The organism is Ruegeria sp. ABD4_443 (genome assembly GCF_056160865.1).
Genome location: NZ_JBSWYA010000017.1, coordinates 2501 through 6426 on the forward strand (window position 1 = coordinate 2501; position 3926 = coordinate 6426).

General features: G+C 52.5%; 1 tRNA gene and 2 rRNA genes. All 3 read left to right on the forward strand.

The window, feature by feature from the left end:
- The first annotated feature begins 508 nt into the window (after nt 1-508).
- The 3 genes from ACXAG8_RS18415 to ACXAG8_RS18425 all read left to right on the forward strand — a co-directional run bounded on the left by ACXAG8_RS18415 (nt 509) and on the right by ACXAG8_RS18425 (nt 3847).
- Nucleotides 509-3340, forward strand: a 23S ribosomal RNA gene (locus ACXAG8_RS18415).
- 185 nt (nt 3341-3525) lie between these two features.
- A 5S ribosomal RNA gene (gene rrf / locus ACXAG8_RS18420) occupies nt 3526-3640 on the forward strand.
- A 130-nt stretch (nt 3641-3770) separates the two neighbouring features.
- A tRNA-Met gene (locus ACXAG8_RS18425) sits at nt 3771-3847 on the forward strand.
- The last annotated feature ends 79 nt before the right edge of the window (nt 3848-3926 follow it).

Genomic DNA, 3926 nt, shown 5'->3' on the forward strand with positions numbered 1-3926 from the left:
GAACAGGTTTGTGAGCATTTTTGGGAATGCTGAGATGTCTGTTCTTAACAGACTACGGAGTGCGAACGCGCATCTTCTTTGAAGATACGCTGCCTCGCACCCAAACGATCTCCTTCGGAGATCATTTGACATCGTATAGAGAGAAATCAATCAACACTGTTTGATCGCGCCGAGTGTGGCGCTGATCTCGGTCGTTTCTGCCATTTGGCAGACGGCGCAGTTTGGGTCTAGCCGGCCTGGAATGCGTATCGCGACTGAAAAAGAACAGAGTTGTCCAAGTCAAATATACTAACCCGAGCGACCTGCGTTGATCAGCTGCACGGCTGAGAGACCATATGGGGTTGCTCATTTGTCCTCGTCCAAGTGGCGGGGGCGGGAAATGTATGTTTTTGGTTCAGAAGAATGACTGCCTTTAGTTACCAGCTGGGCGGTCTCGATTGACATACTTGTGCTCAAGTAGCCGAATAGGCGGTAGCGCAAAATGTTATGTCTTTCTTTTTCTGGATCAAATCAAGCGCGAGAAGGGCGTTTGGTGAATGCCTTGGCAGCAAGAGGCGATGAAAGACGTGATACTCTGCGATAAGCCATGGGGAGCTGAGAATAAGCTTTGATCCATGGATTTCTGAATGGGGCAACCCACCTGAATGTTTGTTATTGTTAGCTCTGCTAATCAATAATGAGCATAACCAGGTATTTATGACCTGAATACATAGGGTTATAAAGGCAAACCCGGGGAACTGAAACATCTAAGTACCCGGAGGAAAGGAAATCAATTGATACTCCCCTAGTAGCGGCGAGCGAACGGGGACCAGCCGAGCCGGATAAGTGAGAAGAACATGTTGGGAAGCATGGCCATAGCGGGTGACAGCCCCGTATTCTAAGCTTTGACGGACGTATTAAGTAGGGCGGAACACGTGAAATTCTGTCTGAAGATCGGAGGACCACCTTCGAAGGCTAAGTACTCCTTGCTGACCGATAGTGAACCAGTACCGTGAGGGAAAGGTGAAAAGCACCCCGACGAGGGGAGTGAAACAGTACCTGAAACCGAACGCCTACAATCAGTCGGAGGATCCTCGAGATCTGACGGCGTACCTTTTGTATAATGGGTCATCGACTTGGTCTCACGAGCAAGCTTAAGCCGTTAGGTGTAGGCGTAGCGAAAGCGAGTCTTAATAGGGCGTATGAGTTCGTGGGATCAGACCCGAAACCGAGTGATCTAGGCATGACCAGGCTGAAGGTAAGGTAACACTTACTGGAGGGCCGAACCCACACCTGTTGAAAAAGGTCGGGATGAGTTGTGCCTAGGGGTGAAAGGCCAATCAAACTCGGAGATAGCTGGTTCTCTGCGAAATCTATTTAGGTAGAGCGTCATCCGAATACCCCGGGGGGTAGAGCACTGGATGGGTAATGGGGCCCCACAGGCTTACTGATCCTAACCAAACTCCGAATACCCGGGAGTACTAGATGGCAGACACACTGCGGATGCTAACGTCCGTAGTGGAGAGGGAAACAACCCTGACCTACGACTAAGGCCCCCAATTCATGGCTAAGTGGGAAAGCAGGTGGGACGACCAAAACAACCAGGAGGTTGGCTTAGAAGCAGCCATCCTTTAAAGATAGCGTAACAGCTCACTGGTCTAAACAAGTTGTCCTGCGGCGAAGATGTAACGGGGCTCAAGCCATGAGCCGAAGTCTAGGGATGCGTAAGCATCGGTAGCAGAGCGTAGTGTGACATAAGATTCATCCTCTTTAGCGTTCTTCGGAGCGCCATGGAGGATCAGAATCTTTTCGATGAAGCCGGGGCGTGAGCCATCCGGTGGAGAGATCACTAGTGAGAATGATGACATGAGTAGCGACAAAGAGTGTGAGAGACACTCTCGCCGAAAGTCCAAGGGTTCCTGCTTAAAGCTAATCTGAGCAGGGTAAGCCGGCCCCTAAGCCGAGGCCGAAAGGCGTAGGCGATGGGAACCAGGTTAATATTCCTGGGCCGTGGAGTGGTGACGGATCTCAAAGGTAGTTCATCCTTATCGGATTGAATGGGCTGCTGAGAGGTTCCTGGAAATAGCCCTCCTATAAGACCGTACCCTAAACCGACACAGGTGGACTGGTAGAGCATACCAAGGCGCTTGAGAGAACGATGTTGAAGGAACTCGGCAAAATACCTCCGTAAGTTCGCGAGAAGGAGGCCCGGTTCCTAGGCAACTAGGGGCTGGGGGCACAAACCAGGGGGTGGCGACTGTTTATTAAAAACACAGGGCTCTGCGAAGTCGCAAGACGACGTATAGGGTCTGACGCCTGCCCGGTGCCTGAAGGTTAAAAGGAGAGGTGAGAGCCTTGAATTGAAGCCCAGGTAAACGGCGGCCGTAACTATAACGGTCCTAAGGTAGCGAAATTCCTTGTCGGGTAAGTTCCGACCTGCACGAATGGCGTAACGACTTCCCCGCTGTCTCCAACATCGACTCAGCGAAATTGAATTGCCTGTCAAGATGCAGGCTTCCCGCGGTTAGACGGAAAGACCCCGTGCACCTTTACTACAGCTTCGCACTGGCATCAGGATTGTGATGTGCAGGATAGGTGGTGGGCTTTGAAGCAGGAACGCAAGTACCTGTGGAGCCTCCCTTGAGATACCACCCTTCGCACTCTTGATGTCTAACCGCGGTCCGTTATCCGGATCCGGGACCCTGCGTGGCGGGTAGTTTGACTGGGGCGGTCGCCTCCTAAAGCGTAACGGAGGCGCGCGAAGGTTGGCTCAGAGCGGTCGGAAATCGCTCGTTGAGTGCAATGGCAGAAGCCAGCCTGACTGCAAGACTGACAAGTCGAGCAGAGTCGAAAGACGGCCATAGTGATCCGGTGGTCCCGAGTGGAAGGGCCATCGCTCAACGGATAAAAGGTACGCCGGGGATAACAGGCTGATACTGCCCAAGAGTCCATATCGACGGCAGTGTTTGGCACCTCGATGTCGGCTCATCTCATCCTGGGGCTGGAGCAGGTCCCAAGGGTACGGCTGTTCGCCGTTTAAAGAGGTACGTGAGCTGGGTTTAGAACGTCGTGAGACAGTTCGGTCCCTATCTGCCGTGGGTGTAGGAGACTTGAGAGGAGTTGCCCCTAGTACGAGAGGACCGGGGTGAACGATCCACTGGTGGACCAGTTGTCGTGCCAACGGCAGTGCTGGGTAGCTATGATCGGACAGGATAACCGCTGAAGGCATCTAAGCGGGAAGCCCCCCTCAAAACAAGGTCTCCCTGAGGGCCGTGGAAGACCACCACGTCAATAGGCCGGAGATGTAAGCGCAGTAATGCGTTCAGTTGACCGGTACTAATCGCCCGATAGGCTTGATTTGATCCAGTAATGGAAAGACAAATCAAAGACATACACTGACCTTGACTAAGGATGATCGTGTCGCACCAAGCGGCACTGTTGATTGATACACAACCGTGCAGGAACGCGCATCCGCTTCGCGAATACGCTGCCTCCTGCTCGTCGCCTTTTTGCAAAGCAAAAAGAGCGACGGGGGCTTTTCCTCGGTTTGGTGGTCATAGCGCAAGTGAAACACCCGGTCCCATACCGAACCCGGAAGTTAAGCACTGCCGCGCCAATGGTACTTGGGCTTAAGCCCCGGGAGAGTAGGTCACCGCCAAACCTAGTAAAAGCCCAACAAACAGCATTCTCTCTAAACGATCAAAAGAACACGACCCGGCCTCAAGTAGCCGAATAGGCGGTAGGCCCACCAAAGACCTCAAGTAGCGTAAGCGATAGGTCACATAAAGTGTCGCGGGGTGGAGCAGTCCGGTAGCTCGTCAGGCTCATAACCTGAAGGTCAGAGGTTCAAATCCTCTCCCCGCAACCAAATCCCAAAAAAACCGTTCGATCTACAAACAGTACACTGAACTGTTTGCTTAACGATCAAACCTCAGCAGGCTCATAAC